This window comes from Variovorax sp. OAS795 (genome assembly GCF_040546685.1).
Classification (GTDB): domain Bacteria; phylum Pseudomonadota; class Gammaproteobacteria; order Burkholderiales; family Burkholderiaceae_C; genus Variovorax.
Map to the genome: position 1 here is coordinate 721823 of NZ_JBEPOH010000002.1, position 17476 is coordinate 739298.

A 17476-nucleotide genomic window follows, 5' to 3' on the forward strand; every position below is an offset into this window, starting at 1 on the left:
GGGCGCAGGCATAGCATCGCAGCCAGCAAAACGACGGAGACAAGCCCATGACGATGAAGAAATTGCATGCCTGCCTGGTGGCGGCCGTGCTGCTTGGCGCGCAGGCCGCGGCCTTCGCGGACGACGCGGCAACGAAGAACTATCCGTCCCAGCCCATCAAGCTCATGGTGCCCTGGCCACCGGGCGGCGGCGTGGACACCACGGCGCGCATCGTGTCCGACCTGCTCGGCCAGCGGCTGGGCCACCCCTTCGTGGTCGACAACCGCGCCGGTGCCGGCGGCAACATCGGCACCGAGCTCGCGGCGCGGCAAAAGCCCGATGGCTACAACCTGCTGATGTCCTCGATCAGTCCCAACGCAGTGAACGTGAGCCTCTACAACAAGCTGGGCTTCGATCCGGTGAAGGACTTCGAGCCGATCATCTATGTCTCGGCCGTGCCCAACATCCTCGTGGTGCCGGCCAGTTCGCCGTTCAAGTCCGTCAAGGACGTGATCGATGCGGCGCGCGCGAACCCGGGCAAGCTCAACTACGCCTCCGGCGGCGTGGGCTCGTCGCAGCACCTGGCGGCGGTGCAGTTCGCCACCGCCGCCAAGCTCGACATCGTGCACGTGCCCTACAAGGGCACGTCGCCGGCCGAGTCCGACCTGGCCGCGGGCCATGTCTCGCTGATGCTCGACACCACCACCTGCCTGCCCTTCATTGCGGCCGGCCGCATGCGTGCACTGGCCGTGGCATCGAAGCAGCGCAACCCCGCACTGCCCGACGTGCCCACCTTCGACGAAGCGGGCCTGAAGGGCGTCTATGCGTCGTCGTGGTACGGGCTCTCGGCACCGGCGGGCACGCCGCGCCCGATCATCGACAAGCTCAACGCCGAGGCCAACGCGGTGCTCAAGTCGCCCGAGCTGCAAAAGCGCATGGCGGCGTTCGGTGCCGAGATCGGCGGCGGCACGCCCGAGGACTACGGCCGTTTCATGGCGAGCGAGACCAGGCGCTATGCGGAGATCGTGCGCATCTCGGGCGTGAAGCTCGACTGATTTCCTTACTTTCCCAAAGCGACTTCTTTCATCCATGCCTTCCGTTCCCCGCACCCTCTTCGAAAAGATCTGGCAGGCGCACCTGGTGATGCAGCGCGACGATGGCCAGGGCCTGCTGTACGTCGACCGCCACCTGGTGCAGGACGGCTCCGCGCCCGCCTTCGAGATGCTGCGCCATCGCGGCCTCGCGGTGCGCCGGCCCGACCGCGCGTTCGCCACGCCCGACCACTACGTGCCGACCGCCTCGCGCGCGCTGTCCGACATCGCCGATCCCGAGAAGCGGGCCATGGCCGAGGCCCTGCAGCACGACAGCGCCGCCGCCGGCATCCGCTTCTTCGGCCTGGACGACCTGCGCCAGGGCATCGTGCACGTGGTGGGGCCGGAGCAGGGCCTGAGCCTGCCCGGCAGCGTGATCGTCTGCGGCGACAGCCACACCGCCACGCATGGCGCGCTCGGCGCGCTGGCCTTCGGCATCGGCGCCTCCGAAGTGGCGCACGTGCTCGCCACGCAGACCCTCTGGCAGCGCAAGCCGCGCACGCTGCGCGTGACCATCGACGGGCGGCTTCCCGAAGGCGTCTCGGCCAAGGACATCATCCTGGCCGTGATCGCGCGGCTCGGTGCCGGGGGCGGCACCGGCCACGTCATCGAGTACGCGGGCGAGGCGATCCGCGCCCTTCCGATGGCGGGGCGCATGACGGTGTGCAACATGTCGATCGAGGCCGGCGCGCGGGCCGGCATGGTCGCGCCCGACGACACCACCTTCGAGTGGCTGGCCGGGCGCCCCGAGGCGCCGCAGGGCGCCGCCTGGGACGAGGCGGTGGCACGCTGGCGCCAGCTGCCCGGCGACGAGGGCGCCGTGTTCGACAACGCGCTGCAGCTTCGCGCCGGCGACATCGCGCCGATGGTCACCTGGGGCAACAGCCCCGAAGACGCGTTGCCGATCACCGGCTGCGTGCCCGATCCCGCCCATGCCGCCAGCGCCGAGCGCCGCGAGACCATGGAGCGCACGCTGGCCTACATGGGACTGCGTCCGGGCCAGCCGCTCGGCGAGGTCGCGGTCGACCGCGTCTTCATCGGCTCCTGCACCAACGGCCGCATCGAGGACATGCGCAGTGCCGCCGAGGTGGTGCGCGGCCGCCGCGTGGCCGAAGGTGTCGAGGCCTGGGTCGTGCCCGGCTCGGGGCTCGTGAAGCAGCAGGCCGAGGCCGAGGGGCTCGACGCGGTGTTCCTTGCGGCCGGCCTGCAGTGGCGCCACGCCGGATGCTCCATGTGCCTGGGCACCAACGGCGACCAGGTGGCCGCGGGCCAGCGCTGCGCATCGACCTCCAACCGCAACTTCGTCGGCCGCCAGGGACCGGGATCGCGCACCCACCTGATGAGCCCTGCCATGGCCGCGGCAGCCGCCGTCACCGGCCGGCTGACCGATGTGCGCAGCCTGCTCGCCGCGCACCGCTGAGCGACAACCGGAATTCGAACGATGGAAGCTTTCACCCGACTCGAGGCCGTGGCGGCGCCACTGCCCCGCGCGAACGTCGACACCGACCAGATCGTGCCCGCGCTCTACCTGCAGAAGCCGCGTTCCGACAACTTCGGCAACTATCTTTTTCGCGGCCTGCGGCATGACGCGAACGGCCAGCCCCGAGACGGCTTCGTGCTCGACGAGCCGGCGTATGCGCAGGCGCGCATCCTGGTGGCCGGCCCCAACTTCGGCTGCGGCTCGTCGCGCGAGCACGCCGTCTGGGCGCTGTACGACGCGGGCTTTCGCGCCGTGGTGGCGCCGGGCTTCGGCGACATCTTCTTCGGCAACGCGCTGAAGAACGGCCTGCTGCCGGTGCGCCTGTCCGAAGCCGTGGTGCGGCAGATGCTGGCCGACCTGCGCGCGCATCCCGGCGCGCGCATGACGGTGGACCTGCGCGCGCAGACCGTCACCGGACCGCGCGGCGGCATCGAGCCTTTCGCGATCGATCCGTTCCCGCGCCATTGCCTGCTCGAGGGCCTGGACGAGATCGACTACACGCTGGCGCAGCACGCCGCCATCGACGCCTTCGAGCGGCGGTGCGAGGGTGGCCAGCCTTCCTGAAACGAGACAACCCAGAAAGGTTTGAAATGAAGATAGCAGTGATGCCGGGCGACGGCATTGGCCGCGAGGTCACGGCCGAGGCCGTGAAAGTGCTCAAGGCAGTGGTGGGCGGCGCCCGGCCCCTGGAACTGGTGGAGGCGGCGATCGGGCAGGCCGGCATCGATGCCGCCGGCGATCCGCTGCCCGCCGCCACGAGCGAGATCGCGCGCAAGGCCGATGCGATCCTGTTCGGTTCGGCCGGCATGCCGGGCGACGAGGAGATCCCGTTCATGATGCGGCCGGGCGCGAGCCTGCTGCGCCTGCGCAAGGAGCTGGGCCTGTTCGCGAACTTCCGGCCCGCCTTCCTGTTTCCCGAGCTGATCGGCGCCTCGACGCTGAAAGCCGAAGTGGTCGACGGCCTCGACCTGATGATCCTGCGCGAGCTCACGGGCGACGTGTACTTCGGCGAGCCGCGGGGCAGCGGCCTCAACGCGGCCGGCGAGCGCGAGGCCTTCAACACCATGCGCTACTCGGAGCCGGAGATCGAGCGCATCGCGCATGTGGCGTTTCGCACCGCGCGGGCACGCGGGCGCAAGCTGTGTTCGGTGGACAAGGCCAACGTGCTCGAGGTGATGCAGCTGTGGCGCGAGGTGGTCACGCGCGTCGGCGCGCAATACCCGGACGTGGCGCTCACGCACCTGTTCGTCGATGCGGCCGCCATGCAGCTGATGCGTGCGCCCCGGCAGTTCGACGTGATCGTCACCGGCAACATCTTCGGCGACATCCTCTCCGACGCGGCCGCAATGCTCACCGGGTCGATCGGCATGCTGCCATCGGCCTCGATGGCGGCGGGCAGCTTCGGGCTCTACGAGCCGGTGCACGGCACCGCGCCCGACATCGCGGGCAAGAACCTCGCGAACCCCCTGGCCTCGATCCTGTCGATGGCGATGATGCTGCGCTTCTCGTTCGACCAGCCCGGCGCTGCCGGCCGCGTCGAAGGCGCCGTGCGCCGCGTGCTGGCCGATGGGCTGCGCACCGGCGACATCTTCCAGCCCGGCTGCACCCGCGTGGGCACCGAGGAGATGGGCGAGGCCGTGGTGGCGGCGCTTGGAAGGAGCGGCGGCTAGCGCTGCGGCTCCGCCGCCATCAGCACCGCGCATGCCTTGTCCCGCAAGGCAAGCAGAGGTCCCCGCAATTCCTCTTCGGTGTCCCGGATGCTCGCCGCCGTGGCAACGCTCACATTGAAGACATGGATCGGCCGGCCGGGCATGACAAGCGGCGCGGCGAGCGCGACCACCTCGGGCTGCCATGACGCCACGCAATAGCCCCGCTGTTCGACGCTGGCCATCGCGGCGCCGATCTCGTCGCGGATCCGGCCCCATTCCGAACGCCGCGCGGCCTTGAATCCGGCCAGCAGCGCGCGCCGTTCTGCGGGTGGCGCTACGGCCAGGTAGGCCCTTCCCAGCGAGGTGAGTTCCATCGGCACGCGCTGGCCCGCGACCACGTTGCGCAGCGCCACCTTGCGGTTGTAGCGCACCGATTCCAGATACACCATCTCATCGCGGTCCGGCGCCGCCAGGCCGACATTGATGCGCATCTTCTCGGCCAGTGCGCGCATCAGCGGCGCCACCGCATGGAGCACCGGCGATCCGGAGCGCATGGCGTGGCCCAGGCTCAGCACGGGGGCCGCCAGCCGGTAGGCCCGACGGCTGCGGTCATGCTCGAGCAGGCCGGTCTCGGCCAGCGTTTGCGTCAGGCGGCTCGCGGTCGCACGCGAGAGGCCGGTGCGCTCTGCGATCTCCCCGTTGCCCAGCAGGTCCGCACCCGGCCGGAAGGCGCGCAGGATCTCGATGCCCCGCACCAGGGACCGGTTCAGGAGCGGATCTTCGTGATGCTGGCGCCGCGGTATGGAGTCTGGAGGAGAGGGCATGAAAGGGGGCTCGAGGCGACAGGGCCGAGCCTAACGCAAATTTCCATCCAGTGGAAATCGGGGGCTGTGCCACGAGGCCCATGCGCCTAAGCTGTACCCAGTCGACGAGAAGAGCCGCAGGGCCGCCCCGATGGATTTCGCACATTCCTTTTTTGACGGAGACAGCCCATGCAGAACACCACGATCCTGGCACGTGCCAGGAGCGCCCTTCTTCTTTCGATCGCCTGCGCCGCCGCAAGCCTGGCCGCGATGCCCGCGCGCGCGGCGTTTCCAGAGAAGCCGATCAAGCTCGTGGTGCCGTTCGCACCGGGCGGCGGTACCGACCTGGTGGCGCGCACCATGGCCATCACGATGGGCCAGGAGCTGGGCCAGCCCGTGATCATCGACAACAAGCCCGGCGCGGGCACGATCATCGGCACGGATGCGGTGGCCAAGAGCGCACCCGATGGCTACACCATGGTGATGGCCACCGTCGCGCACGTGGTGAACCCGAGCATCCAGCCCAAGCTCCCGTACAACCACGACAAGGCTTTCACGCCGGTCATGCTGGTGGGCATCTCCCCGAACGTGCTGGTGGTCCGCGCGGACAGCCCGCTCAAGTCGGTGAAGGACCTGCTCGATGCGGCCCGGAAGGACCCGGGAAAGCTCTCGTTCGCGTCGCAGGGCGCGGGCACGTCGGCCCACCTGGCCGGCGAGCTCTTCAAGAACCTCACCAGGACCAACATCACGCACATCCCGTACCGCGGCGCAGGCCCCGCCATCACCGACCTTCTGGGCGGACAGGTCGACGTGATGTTCGCGACCGCCGCGGCGGTGGGCAACTTCGTCGAGAGCGGCAAGCTGCGCGCGCTGGCCGTGACGACCGCCACGCGGTCCGCGGCCCCGGCCCTCGCGAAGGTACCGACCATCGCAGAGAGCGGCGTGCCCGGTTATGTCGCGGACAGCTGGTATGGCCTCTATGCGCCGGCAGGAACCCCGGCCGACGTGATCGTGCGCCTCAATGCGGCTGCGAAGAAAGCCGTGCAGACCGAAGCCTTCCGCAAGCGCGTGGAGTCCGAAGGCCTTGTGATCCAGGGCGGCTCGCCGCAGGACTTCGACAAGTACGCCAAGGGCGAGGAAGCGCGCTGGCGCAAGGTGGTCAAGGAAAAACAACATCACCGCGGAATGAACGGAGAAACGAAATGAGCAGCAGCAACCTGATCGAACTGGAAGTCGCCAACGGCATCGGCACCCTGTGGCTGAACCGCCCCGACAAGCGCAATGCGATGAGCGACGCCATGCGCACCGAATTCATCGCCGCGCTGGAGCACGTGACTTATGACAAGAGCATCCGCGCGCTGGTGCTGACGGGCCGCGGCAAGGGCTTCTGCGCTGGCGGCGACATTGCCGGCATGGAGCGTCGCATGCAGGCGCCCGCGGGCGAGGTCGGCTTCAACGGATGGAGCCGGCAGCAGCGCGTGCACCACACGCAGTCGCTCCTTCACACCATGCCCAAGCCGACGATCGCCGCGGTCAACGGCGCGGCCTCGGGCCTGGGTGCCGACACGGCACTGGCCTGCGACTTCATCATCGCGTCGGACGCCGCGAGCTTCAGCTGGTCGTACATCCATCGGGGCATCGTTCCCGACGGCGGCGGCATGTACTTTCTTCCGCGCCGGGTGGGCCTGGCCAAGGCCAAGGAACTCATCTTCAGCGGCCGCAAGGTGGAAGCCGGGGAGGCGCTGAAGCTCGGCATCGTCGATCGCCAATCGGAGGCCGAGGGCCTCGTGGCGGACGCGCAGCGCTGGGCCGCCGAGATGAGCAAGGGCTCGCCGACCGCGCTCGCACTGGGCAAGACGATCCTGAACCAGAGCTTCGAGTTGTCGTCGCACCAGGTGTTCGCCCAAGGCAGCCAGGCGCAAGGCATCTGCTACACCAGCACCGAGCACCGCGAATCGGTGATGGCGTTTCTCGCCAGGAGCGGCGCGAACAAGGAGTCCGCGCAATGAACGAGGTGAATGCCATCGCGAGGCTCCTGAAGCCGCGCAGCGTCGCGGTCATCGGCGCCTCCGGCGACGCCGCGAAGACCGCGGGCCGCCCCGTGGCTTACCTTCGCAAGCATGGGTTCACCGGCGAAATCTACCCGGTCAATCCGCGCGCCGAAACGATCGGCGGCCTGCGCTGCTACCCCGACATCGCGTCGATTCCAGGCACGCCTGACGTCGGCATCGTGCTGCTCGGCGCCGAGCGCGCGCATCTCGCGGTGTGCGAACTCGCGGCGAAGGGAACCGCCGCCGCGATCGTGCTCGCGAGCGGCTACACCGAGACCGGCGAAGACGGCGCGCGCCGGCAGCGGCAGCTCATCGAAGCGGCCGGGGGCATGCGCATCCTGGGGCCCAACACGATCGGCTTGGTCAACCTGAGCGACAACATCGTGCTGTCGGCCAGCGGCGCGCTCGAGATGGATCATTTCCCGGTCGGCGGGATCGGCGTGGTCTCGCAGAGCGGCGGCATCCTGGGCGCGCTGCTGTCGCGCGCTGCGCCGCGCGGCATCGGCCTGTCGAAGCTGATCTCGACCAGCAACGAAGTCGATCTCGAGCTCGCCGATTTCGTCGACCACCTGGCCGACGATCCGGAGACGAAGGTGATCGCGCTCTATGTCGAAAGCATCCGCAATCCCGCGAAGTTCCGCGCCGCGGCACTGAAGGCCGCGAACGCCGGCAAGCCCGTGGTCGCTTTCAAGATCGGCCGCTCCGAGGCGGGCGCCAAGGCCGCGGTCTCGCACACCGGCGCACTGGCAGGCGCGGACAGCATGTACGACGCGCTGTTCAGGCAGGTTGGCGTGATCCGGGCCCAGACCTTCGGCGACCTGCTCGACATTCCCGTGGCGCTGGCCACCGGCCGCAACCTGCGCGGCAATCGCATCGCCATCCTCACCTCCACCGGCGGCGCCGGCACGCTTGTGTCCGACGACCTGGGCATGCAGGGCTTCGACACGCCCCCGCCTGACGCCGCCACGGCCGAGGCCCTGCGCGCGCTGCAGAGCGGCGACCACGCCGTGCTCGACCGCAACCCGATCGACGTGACCCTGGCCGGCCTGCAGCCGGACCTGCTGCGCGGCGCCATCAAGGTGCTGCTCGCAAGCCCGAGCTACGACGCGCTGGCCATCATCGTCGGCTCGTCCAGCCTGGCTATGCCCGAACTGATGGCAGGCGCCATCGAGGACTGCCTCCCCCTTTCGGACAAGCCCGTGATCGCCTATGTGAGCCCCCATGCGCCCGAAGTGGGAGCGCTGCTCACGCAGCGCGGCGTGCCGGCCTTCGCGGCGGCCGAGAGCTGCGCGGCCGCCCTCGGCGCCATGCGCAAGGTGGGCGAATGGCAGGCGCCGGCGCCGGCCGATGCGGCGCGTCCAACGGTGCCCATCGACGACATTCCGTCCGGCTCGCTGGACGAAGCCCAGGCCAAGCAGCTGTTCACGCGCTTCGGCATCGATGGCGCGGGCGAGCGCGTGGTGGCAACGCCTTCGGAGGCCGAAGCGGCGGCGCGCGAACTCGGCGGACGCGTCGTGCTGAAGATCCTGTCGGCCCAGATCACCCACAAGAGCGACGTCGGCGGCGTGGCCGTGAACCTCACGCCGCAGACGGTGGGCGCGCGTCTGCAGGCGATGGCTTCCGAGGTGGAAGCCAAGGCCGGCGTGCGGCCCGAGCGCTTCCTGGTGCAGGAGATGGTGGGCGGCGGCACCGAGCTGATCCTGGGCATGCACCACGACGTGCTGGGCACGGCCATCCTGCTCGGCATGGGTGGCGTCACCGCCGAGCTGTTCAAGGACACGTCGATGCGCCTCCTGCCGCCGCAAGGTGGGCTCCGTCGCGAAGAGGCCATCGGCATGGCGCAGGAGCTCAAGACCTGGCCGCTGCTGGACGGCTTTCGCGGCCGTCCCAAGGCCGACGTCGAAGCACTGGCCACCGCCATCGTCGCCTTCTCGCGCATGGCGGCGCAGCTCGGAGATCGCCTTGCCGAGGCCGAGATCAACCCGCTGTTCGTCTTGCCCGAAGGGCAGGGCGTGCGCGCGGCCGACGGCGTCGTCGTGCTGGCCGGCTGAGCTGCGGATCGAGGAGCACGCACATGCACGCCACCGAAGTATTTGCCCGTTACGCCGCCGGGTTCCGAACGCAGGAACTGTCGGCCGAAGTCGTCCACCATGCCAAGCGCGCGGTGATCGACTGGTATGCCTCGCTGTTTCCCGGCCTTGGTACCGCGCCGGTGCAACAGCTCGAAGACGTACTGGCCGACGACCTGGACCACGGTCGTGCCTGTCTCGTGGGCGGTCGCGCCGCCACAGCGCGCGCGGCCGCGCTGATCCACGGCACGGCCGCCCACGCGGCCGAAGTGGACGACAGCTTTCGCGACGCCATGTACCACCCGGGCGCCGCGACCATCGCGGCGGCGCTCGCGGCAAGCCAGGATGTGGGCGCCAGCGGCTTGCAGTTCTTGCGCGGCGTCGTGCTCGGGTACGAGGTGTCGACGCGCATCGGCGTGGTCATGGGGCGCCCGCACTACCGCTTCTGGCACAGCACGGGCACCGTCGGCAGCTTCGGCGCGGCGGCCGCCGCAGGCGGGCTGATGGGGTTGGACAAAGCGGCCTTCGCGCATGCGCTGGCCACGGCTGCCACCTTCGCGGCGGGCCTGCAGCAGGCCTTCCGCATGGACTCCATGTCCAAGCCGCTGCATGCGGGCCGCGCGGCGGAGGCCGGCGTGCTCGCCGCCCAGCTCGCGCGGCGCGGCGTGACGGGCTCGCTCGACGTGCTCGACGGCGAGGCCGGATTGGGGCGCGCGATGAGCAACGGCCCCGACTGGTCGCAAGTGGGCGCGACGCTGGGGCAGGACTTCCACATCACCCGCCTCACTTTCAAGAACCACATCGGCTGCGGCCATACCTTTGCCGCGATCGACGGCGCGTTGGCGCTGAAGGCGCGGCATGGTCTCGCGCCGGACGAGATCGAACGCGTGCACGTTGCAACCTACCGGCCCGCGCTCGACATCGCCTGCTACACGCATCCCGCCACGGCGAACGAGGCGCGCTTCAGCCTGGCCTACGTGGTCGCGACCGCGCTGGTGCACGGCAGCGTGCGCCTCGCGGCCTACGAACCCCGGCGGCTGGACGACCCGGCCACGCGGGCGCTGATGGAACGCATCGGTGTCGCGGTGGATCCCGAACTGGACGCCGCGTTCCCGGGCCAGCGCGCCGCGCGCGTGGTGATCGAAACCCGCGACGGCCGGCGCCTCGAACACCTGCAGCCCAACCGCAAGGGCGACCCGGAGGAGCCGCTGACCGATGCCGAGCTCGAAGGCAAGTTCTTGGAGCTGTCCTCGCCCGTGCTCGGCGAGGAGCGCGCGCGTGCGTTGCTCGAACGCCTCTGGACGCTCGATGGCAGGGCGACGATGCGGGCCCCCGTGTAGCGCCCCTCAGAGCGAACGCGGCAGCAGCGCCGGCACGAGCGTGCGGTTGAGCCGCTCGCGCCACCAGCGCAGCGCCTGGCCGCGCGCGTTGGTCTTCCAGGCGAGCCAGAACGCCTCGGGCGCGCGCGGCTCGTCGGTGGCGAGCTCGACCAGCGTGCCGCGCGCCAGCTCGCCGTGGATGCAGGCACGCGGCAGGAAGCCGTGGCCCAGGCCCGCGGCCTGGCAGGCGATCTTCGCGGCCATGCTCGGCACCGCCACGCGGTGCTGGCCGGCCAGCAGCCCCACGGTGCGGTCGGACAGCGTGCGCGCGCTGTCGCTCACCACGATGGCGTTGTGCTCGAGCAGGTCGCCGCGATGCAGCGGCCGGCCGAGCCGGGTCAGCGGATGCGTCGGCGCGACGCAGAACGCGAACTCGAGGCTGCCCACCATCACGGCCTGGTAGCCCCCGCCGGCCGGCCCTTCGCCCGCGGCGATGACGATGTCGGCGCGTCCTTCGCGCAGGGCCTCCCAGCTGCCGGTGAGCGCTTCGCAGCCGATGCGAAGCCGGGTGCCGCAGCGCAGTTCCTCGAAGGCGCGGATGTCGTCGATGAGCGCCTGCGTGGGAATCAGCGAGTCGTGCACCAGCCGCAGCTCCGACTCGAAGCCCGTGGCGATCTGCCGCATGCGCGATTCGAGATCGCTCGCGGCGCCGAGCAGCCAGCGGCCCTCCTTGAGCATCTCATCTCCGGCGGCCGTGAGCGTGACGCGCGGCCCGTTGCGCACGAACAGCAGCATGCCCAGCTGCTCCTCGAGCTTGCCCACGGCATAGGAGATGGTCGAGGGCACCTTGTTCAGGCGCGCGCCCGCGGCGGCGAAGGAGCCGTGGCGCGCGATGGCGTCCACGAGTTCGATGGCTTCGAGACTGAGCTTCAGCACGGGCAAGTCCTTGGAAAACGGATCATCGAAAAATTCGATGATTGACGGCTAAATGTTTCGTCGAAGGGTGCCGGGAAAAGAAAGATGATTCAGCCATGCCTCGGGGATTCATCCCCGGGACCATTGTGAATCAAATCGAACCCGTCGAACCACAAAGGACTCAATCATGTTGGAAATTCGCAGCGCCAATGACCGCGGACTCGCAGACTTCGGCTGGCTCAAGTCGCGCCACACCTTCTCCTTCGGCCACTACCATGATGCCGCGCAACAGGGCTTCTCGGACCTGCTGGTGATCAACGACGACCGCGTGCATCCGGGCCGCGGCTTCGGCACCCACCCGCACCGCGACATGGAAATCTTCTCGTACGTGCTCGAAGGCGCGCTCGAGCACAAGGACTCGATGGGCACGGGCTCCGTCATCCGCCCCGGCGACGTGCAGATGATGAGCGCGGGCACCGGCGTGCGGCACAGCGAGTTCAACTCTTCCGCGGCCGACCCGCTGCACTTTCTCCAGATCTGGATCACGCCGAGCGCCAGGGGCGTGGCGCCGCGCTACCAGCAGGTGCACTTTGCGCCGGAAGAAAAGCGCGGCCGCCTGCGCCTGATCGTTTCGCCCGAAGGCACCGACGGCTCGCTCGCAGTGCACCAGGACGCCCGTGTCTATGCCGGCCTGTTCGATGGCGATGAATCCGCCTCGCTCGAGCTCGGCGCCGATCGCCATGCCTATGTGCATGTGGCGCGCGGCAGCGTCGAGCTCAACGGCCAGCGCCTGGGCGAGGGCGACGGCGCTCGGCTGCGCGGAGAACGGCAGATCGAGCTGGCCCGCGGCGAAGGCGCCGAGGTGCTGGTGTTCGACCTGCGGCCGAACGAGCTGCCTTCCTTCCACTGACGCGCTCGACGCATCCCTGTTCCCTGTTCCTTCCTTTCTTTCTTTCTTCAATTTTTCAAACGGAGTACTTCATGTCCATCAAAGCCACCCCCACCGCCGGCGCCAAGCTGCTCACCCCCGCCGACCACACGCTGGTCATGATCGACTTCCAGTCGCAGATGGCGTTTGCCACGCACTCGATCGACGCGGTGAACCTGCGCAACAACGCCGCCCTGGTGGCCAACGCGGCGGCGGGCTTCGGCGTCTCGACCATCCTCACCACCGTGGCCGAGAAGAGCTTCTCGGGCCCGATGTTCAGCGAGATCACCGATGCCTTCCCGGGCCAGAAGATGCTCGACCGCACCTCGATGAACACCTGGGAAGACGCGGCGGTGATCGACCGCGTGAACGAGATCGGCAAGAAGCGCATCGTGCTGTCGGGCCTGTGGACCGGCGTGTGCATCGTGGGCCCGGCGCTGTCGGCGCTCGACCAGGGCTTCGAGGTGTTCGTGATTGCCGACGCCTGCGGCGACGTGTCCACCGAGGCGCACAACCGCGCGATGGACCGCATGGTGCAGGCCGGCGCGCAGCCGATGACCTCGCTGCAATACCTGCTCGAGCTGCAGCGCGACTGGGCACGCACCGACACCTACGAACTCACCACCGGCATCGCGAAGAAGTTCGGCGGCGCCTACGGCCTGGGCGTGACCTACGCCAAGACCATGTTCGGCGCACACGAAGGCTGAGCGGGCGCATTCCGATGAAGCCCTATGTCCTGTCGCTTGCGCTGGGCCTTCTGGTCGGCGTGATCTACGCGCTCTTCCAGGTGCGCTCGCCGGCCCCGCCGGTGATCGCCCTGGTGGGGCTTCTGGGAATCCTGCTCGGCGAGCAGGTCCCGCCCCTGGTCAAGGGCTGGCTCAAGCCCGAGGCGGCGGCCACTTCCTGGCTGCACCACCAGGTCAAGCCGCATGTGTTCGGCGAATTGCCACAATGCGCCAAGGCCGGCCAGGCCGCCGCACCGGGCAAAGAAGCATGAGCGATCCCTCCATCGACGAACAACGCCGGCGGCTGTGCCTCGGCACCCTCGGCGCCGCGCTGGCCGGTACCGCATCGGCCCAATCCAACCCTTCGAGGACACCCGACATGGCAGGCACCCCGACCGCCCCCGATCTCATCCTGCACAACGGCCGCTTCACCACGCTGGACCGCGCCAACCCCGTCGCCGACGCCGTGGCCATCGCGGAAGGCCGCTTCACCCGCGTGGGCCGCGCGCAAGACATCCTGCCGATGGCCCGCAGCCACACCCGCGTGATCGACCTGCAAGGCCGGCGCGTGCTGCCGGGCCTGATCGACAACCACCTGCACATCATCCGCGGCGGCCTCAACTTCAACCTCGAACTGCGCTGGGACGGCGTGCGCAGCCTGGCCGACGCGATGGCCATGCTGAAGCGCCAGGTCGCCATCACGCCCGCGCCGCAATGGGTGCGCGTGGTGGGCGGCTTCACCGAGCACCAGTTCGCCGAGAAGCGCCTGCCGACCATCGACGAGCTCAACGCGGTGGCGCCCGACACGCCGGTGTTCCTGCTGCACCTGTACGACCGCGCACTGCTCAACGGCGCGGCGCTGCGCGCGGTGGGCTACACCCGGGACACGCCCGCGCCGCCCGGCGGCGAGATCGTGCGCGACGCGGCCGGCAACCCGACCGGCCTGCTGCTGGCCAAGCCCAACGCGAGCATCCTCTACGCCACACTGGCCAAGGGTCCGAAGCTGCCGTTCGAATACCAGCTCAATTCCACGCGCCACTTCATGCGCGAACTCAACCGGCTGGGCGTGACAGGCGCCATCGACGCGGGCGGCGGCTTCCAGAACTTCCCCGAGGACTACCAGGTGATCCAGCAGCTGTCCGATGCCGGGCAGCTCACCATCCGCCTGGCCTACAACCTCTTCACGCAGAAGCCCAAGCAGGAGAAGCAGGACTTCCTGAACTGGACGGCCACGTCCAAGTACAAGCAGGGCGACGACTACTTCCGCCACAACGGCGCGGGCGAGATGCTGGTCTTCTCGGCCGCCGACTTCGAGGACTTCCGCCAGCCGCGGCCCGACATGGCGCCCGAGATGGAAGGCGACCTGGAAGAAGTGGTGCGCGTGCTGGTGCAGAACAAATGGCCCTGGCGCATGCATGCGACCTACGACGAGACCATCGACCGCGCGCTCGGCGTGTTCGAGAAGGTCGACCGCGACACGCCGCTCGCGGGCCTGAACTGGTTCTTCGACCATTGCGAGACCATCTCGGAGAAGTCGATCGACCGCATCGCCGCATTGGGTGGCGGCATCGCGGTGCAGCACCGCATGGCCTACCAGGGCGAGTACTTCGTCGAGCGCTACGGCGCCGGCGCAGCCGAGGCCACGCCGCCGGTCAGGCGCATGCTCGAAAAAGGCGTGAAGGTGTCCGCCGGTACCGACGCCACGCGCGTCGCCTCCTACAACCCGTGGGTGTCGCTCTCGTGGCTGGTCACGGGCAAGACCGTGGGCGGCATGCAGCTGTACCCGCAGCGCAACTGCCTGGACCGCGAGGCGGCGCTGCGCATGTGGACCGAGAACGTGACCTGGTTCTCCAACGAGGTCGGCAAGAAGGGCCGCATCGAGGCCGGCATGCTGGCCGACCTGGTGGTGCCCGACCGCGACTTCTTCGCCTGCGCGGAATCGGAGATTGCCGACACCACGTCGCTCCTGACGATGGTCGGCGGCAAGGTGGTGTACGCCGCGGGGCCGTTCCAGCCGCACGACGAAGGCGCGCCGCCGCCCGCCATGCCCGACTGGTCGCCGGTGCGCAGCTTCGGCGGCTACGGCGGTTGGGGCGACGCCGAGGGCGCACCGCTGCAGAAGGCGATGCGCCACGCGGCCATGGCCTGCGCCTGCGCCAACAACTGCGGCGTGCACGGCCACCAGCACGCGACGGCGTGGAGCAGCAAGCTGCCCATCGCGGATCTCAAGAGCTTCTGGGGCGCGCTCGGCTGCGCCTGCTGGGCGGTGTGATGGCGATGCACTGGACACCTTCACGCGCCGTGCGCTGGGCCGCCTTGCTGCTGCTGTGCGCGGCCTACCTGCAGGGCGGGCTCAACAAGGCCATGGACTTCGATGCGGCCCTGGCCGAGATGAAGCACTTCGGCCTGTCGCCTGCGGCGCCGCTGGCGCTGGGCGTCATCGTGCTGGAACTGGGCGCCTCGGCGCTCATCCTCACGGGCTGCCTGCGCTGGCTCGGCGCGCTCGCGCTGGGCGGCTTCACGCTGCTCGCGACCTTCGTCGCGCTGCGCTTCTGGGAGATGCCGCAGCCCGAGCGCTTCATGGCCGCCAACTCTTTCTTCGAGCACCTCGGGCTGGTCGGCGGCTTCCTGCTGGTAGCGTGGCATGACCTGAAGGAACGTACCCATGACTGATGCCCTGAAAACCGCCGCCCCTTCGCAGCCCGGCGCCTTCGCGCCGCTGCGCCAGCCGGTGTTCGCGGTGCTGTGGGCCGCTACTGTGCTCGGCAACATCGGCAGCTTCATGCGCGACGTGGCGAGCTCGTGGCTGGTGACCGACCTTTCGGCCAACCCGACCGCCGTGGCGCTGATCCAGACCGCCGCGACGCTGCCGATCTTCCTGCTCGCGATCCCGGCCGGCGTGCTGTCCGACATCCTCGACCGGCGCCGCTTCCTGATCTTCGTGCAGCTGGTGCTCGCGGCCGTCAGCGGCACGCTGCTGGTGCTCTCGCACACCGGTGCGCTCACGGTCGAGTACCTCATTGCGCTGACCTTCGTGGGCGGCATCGGCGCCGCGCTGATGGGGCCGACCTGGCAGTCGATCGTGCCCGAGCTCGTGCCGCGCAGCGAGCTCAAGGGCGCGGTGGCGCTGAACTCGCTGGGCATCAACATCGCGCGCTCCATCGGCCCGGCCGCGGGCGGCCTGATCCTCGCGAGCTTCGGCGCGGCAGTCACCTACGGCGTCGACGTGCTGAGCTATGTGTTCGTGATCGCGGCGCTCCTGTGGTGGAAGCGCCCCGCCGCGGCCGACAGCGGGCTGTCCGAGAACTTTCTCGGCGCCTTCCGCGCCGGGCTGCGCTACACGCGCGCCAGCCGCGAGCTGCACGTGGTGTTGCTGCGCGCGGCCGTGTTCTTCCTGTTCGCGAGTTCGGTCTGGGCGCTGCTGCCGCTGGTGGCGCGCCAGATGCTCGGCGGCACGGCAAGCTTCTACGGCGTGCTGCTGGGCGCCGTGGGCGCGGGCGCGATCGCCGGTGCGCTGGTGATGCCACGGCTGCGTGCGCGGCTCGATGCCGACGGGCTCATCCTGCTCGCATCGCTGCTCACCGCGGCCGTCATGGGCAGCCTCGTGTTCGCGCCGCCCAAGTGGCTCGCGGTGATGTTGCTGCTGGTGCTCGGGCTGGGCTGGATCATTGCGCTCACCACGCTCAACGGCGTGGCGCAATCGATCCTGCCGAACTGGGTGCGCGGCCGCGGGCTGGCGGTGTACCTCACGGTCTTCAACGGCGCCATGGCCGCCGGCAGCCTGGGCTGGGGTCTGGTCGCGCAGCAGGTGGGCGTGCCCGCCACGCTGGTGGCGGGTGCGGTGGGCCTCGTGGTGGTGGCGCTCCTGTTCCACCGCGTGCGGCTGCCGGCCGGCGAGGCCGATCTTCAGCCTTCCAACCACTGGCCCGAGCCGCTGGTGGCCGAACCCGTGGCGCACGACCGCGGGCCCGTGATGATCCAGGTCGAGTACCGCATCCGCAAGGAGGACCGCGCCGGTTTCCTCGCGGTGATGAAGCGGCTCTCGCTCGAGCGGCGGCGCGACGGCGCCTATGCCTGGGGCATCACCGAGCACACGGTCGATGCCGAGCGCATCGTGGAGTGGTTCCTCGTCGAATCGTGGGCCGAGCACCTGCGCCAGCATCACCGCGTGTCGCATGCCGATGCAGATCTGCAGGGCGAGGCCATGCGTTTCCACATCGGCCCGGACAAGCCCGTGGTGCACCACTTCCTCTCTATCGGGGACTGACGACCGGGTCCGCGCGGCGCGCGTCAATCTGGCAGGAAGCATGAGGTCATTGGTTGCCTTCGCGCCGCGCACTGCCTAGACTCGGGGCATGACCACCGCCCTTGTCTGCACCCATGCCGCCCTGGCCACGCTGCTCCTCGCAGCGGCCTGCGCGCGTGCGCTCGCAAACAACAAGGCGCGCCGCCAGCTGACGCCAGCAC

General features: G+C 69.5%; 16 protein-coding genes. 14 read left to right on the forward strand and 2 right to left on the reverse strand.

Features of this window, described 5'->3' with window-relative positions:
* The first annotated feature begins 47 nt into the window (after positions 1-47).
* Genes ABID97_RS29020 through leuB form a run of 4 tightly spaced genes read left to right on the forward strand, consistent with a single transcriptional unit; the run spans position 48 to position 4220 of the window.
* Positions 48-1034 (forward strand): Bug family tripartite tricarboxylate transporter substrate binding protein, encoded by a 987-nt coding sequence (locus ABID97_RS29020; RefSeq protein ID WP_354402947.1) that lies wholly within the window; start codon positions 48-50, stop codon positions 1032-1034.
* 34 nt (positions 1035-1068) lie between these two features.
* The gene (gene leuC / locus ABID97_RS29025; protein WP_354402948.1) at positions 1069-2490 is read left to right on the forward strand and encodes a 3-isopropylmalate dehydratase large subunit; all 1422 of its coding nucleotides are present in this window, start codon (positions 1069-1071) and stop codon (positions 2488-2490) included.
* A gap of 21 nt (positions 2491-2511) precedes the next feature.
* Positions 2512-3114 (forward strand): 3-isopropylmalate dehydratase small subunit, encoded by a 603-nt coding sequence (leuD, locus tag ABID97_RS29030; RefSeq protein WP_354402949.1) that lies wholly within the window; start codon positions 2512-2514, stop codon positions 3112-3114.
* Between the two features lie 26 nt (positions 3115-3140).
* A complete protein-coding gene (leuB, locus tag ABID97_RS29035) occupies positions 3141-4220 on the forward strand; it encodes a 3-isopropylmalate dehydrogenase (protein WP_354402950.1) in 1080 nt (359 codons plus the stop codon).
* On the opposite strand, the gene ABID97_RS29040 is transcribed toward leuB, so the two are convergent.
* On the reverse strand, positions 4217-5023 hold the full coding sequence (locus ABID97_RS29040; protein WP_354402951.1) for an IclR family transcriptional regulator: 807 nt from the start codon (positions 5021-5023) through the stop codon (positions 4217-4219). The genes leuB and ABID97_RS29040 overlap by 4 nt on opposite strands.
* A 168-nt stretch (positions 5024-5191) precedes the next feature.
* Between ABID97_RS29040 and ABID97_RS29045 the strand changes: the two genes are divergently transcribed.
* The 4 genes from ABID97_RS29045 to ABID97_RS29060 are packed head-to-tail and all read left to right on the forward strand — an operon-like array spanning position 5192 to position 10462.
* Complete coding sequence (locus tag ABID97_RS29045; protein WP_354402952.1) at positions 5192-6208, forward strand: tripartite tricarboxylate transporter substrate binding protein; 1017 nt, start codon at positions 5192-5194, stop codon at positions 6206-6208.
* Complete coding sequence (locus tag ABID97_RS29050) at positions 6205-7011, forward strand: enoyl-CoA hydratase/isomerase family protein (RefSeq protein ID WP_354402954.1); 807 nt, start codon at positions 6205-6207, stop codon at positions 7009-7011. The genes ABID97_RS29045 and ABID97_RS29050 overlap by 4 nt, the downstream gene beginning before the upstream one ends.
* Positions 7008-9104: an acetate--CoA ligase family protein gene (locus ABID97_RS29055; protein WP_354402955.1), complete on the forward strand. Its 2097-nt coding sequence runs from the start codon at positions 7008-7010 to the stop codon at positions 9102-9104. Before ABID97_RS29050 ends, ABID97_RS29055 begins: the two co-directional genes overlap by 4 nt.
* A gap of 23 nt (positions 9105-9127) precedes the next feature.
* Positions 9128-10462 carry an MmgE/PrpD family protein gene (locus tag ABID97_RS29060; protein WP_354402956.1) on the forward strand — a complete coding sequence of 445 codons (1335 nt, stop codon included), beginning with the start codon at positions 9128-9130 and terminating at the stop codon, positions 10460-10462.
* A gap of 6 nt (positions 10463-10468) precedes the next feature.
* Here ABID97_RS29060 and ABID97_RS29065 read toward each other — a convergent pair whose 3' ends face one another.
* Entirely contained in the window at positions 10469-11377 is a 909-nt protein-coding gene (locus tag ABID97_RS29065) for a LysR family transcriptional regulator (RefSeq protein ID WP_354402958.1), read from the reverse strand.
* A gap of 166 nt (positions 11378-11543) precedes the next feature.
* Between ABID97_RS29065 and ABID97_RS29070 the strand changes: the two genes are divergently transcribed.
* The 6 genes from ABID97_RS29070 (at position 11544) to ABID97_RS29095 (ending at position 17276) form a co-directional block, all read left to right on the forward strand.
* A complete protein-coding gene (locus ABID97_RS29070) occupies positions 11544-12266 on the forward strand; it encodes a pirin family protein (protein ID WP_354402959.1) in 723 nt (240 codons plus the stop codon).
* A gap of 71 nt (positions 12267-12337) precedes the next feature.
* On the forward strand, positions 12338-12991 hold the full coding sequence (locus ABID97_RS29075; protein WP_055798514.1) for a hydrolase: 654 nt from the start codon (positions 12338-12340) through the stop codon (positions 12989-12991).
* A 14-nt stretch (positions 12992-13005) separates the two neighbouring features.
* Positions 13006-13281, forward strand: a complete 276-nt coding sequence (locus ABID97_RS29080) for a DUF1427 family protein (RefSeq protein ID WP_354402960.1) — start codon at positions 13006-13008, stop codon at positions 13279-13281.
* Between the two features lie 107 nt (positions 13282-13388).
* Positions 13389-15281 carry an amidohydrolase gene (locus ABID97_RS29085; protein WP_354403085.1) on the forward strand — a complete coding sequence of 631 codons (1893 nt, stop codon included), beginning with the start codon at positions 13389-13391 and terminating at the stop codon, positions 15279-15281.
* A 5-nt stretch (positions 15282-15286) separates the two neighbouring features.
* Positions 15287-15682, forward strand: coding sequence for a DoxX family protein (locus ABID97_RS29090; protein ID WP_354403086.1), 396 nt, complete (start codon positions 15287-15289; stop codon positions 15680-15682).
* The gene (locus ABID97_RS29095; RefSeq protein WP_354402961.1) at positions 15675-17276 is read left to right on the forward strand and encodes an MFS transporter; all 1602 of its coding nucleotides are present in this window, start codon (positions 15675-15677) and stop codon (positions 17274-17276) included. The genes ABID97_RS29090 and ABID97_RS29095 overlap by 8 nt, the downstream gene beginning before the upstream one ends.
* Positions 17277-17476 lie beyond the last annotated feature (200 nt).